Annotated in this window: 1 protein-coding gene; it reads right to left on the minus strand. The window is 57.3% G+C overall.

Going from position 1 to position 445, the window contains the following annotated elements; genetic code table 11:
- The coding region (tnpA, locus tag HWN72_RS30835) for an IS200/IS605 family transposase (protein WP_211152343.1) at positions 1-295 on the minus strand (295 nt) is incomplete at its 3' end.
- Between the last annotated feature and the right edge of the window lie 150 nt (positions 296-445).

The raw sequence follows: 445 nt of genomic DNA on the forward strand, positions 1-445 counted from the left end.
ACCGCTTGCGGATGTGCTCGAACTCCTGCTGGATTTTCCGTGACGATCGCCCCTTGGCACGGCGGACGAAATCGCTGACGGAAACGTGCGGCGGGATTTCGACGAACATGTGCACGTGGTCCTTCGACAGTGCCCCATTGATGATCGTCACGCCCATCTCGGCGCAAACTTGCCTGATAATTTCCCGGACCCGCAGGCGCACGTCGCCATGGAGCACCTTGAAGCGATACTTGGGTGCCCAGACGAGATGATAGCGATGATGGAATGTCGTGTGACAACCGCTCTTGTAGCGCATAGCCTGTAACCTCGGGAAAAACGGAAGACTTACGCCCTTCAGGCGGTCTTCCGTTTTTCCCGAGGTTACAGGCTTGCACGCGAGTCTACGGCTGAAGCCAGTATCCGACTGGAAGTCGGAGGGGTTCCTCCCCGAAAGAGGACTCTAAAC

It is taken from the genome of Novosphingobium sp. HR1a (assembly GCF_015594425.1).
Classification (GTDB): domain Bacteria; phylum Pseudomonadota; class Alphaproteobacteria; order Sphingomonadales; family Sphingomonadaceae; genus Novosphingobium; species Novosphingobium resinovorum_A.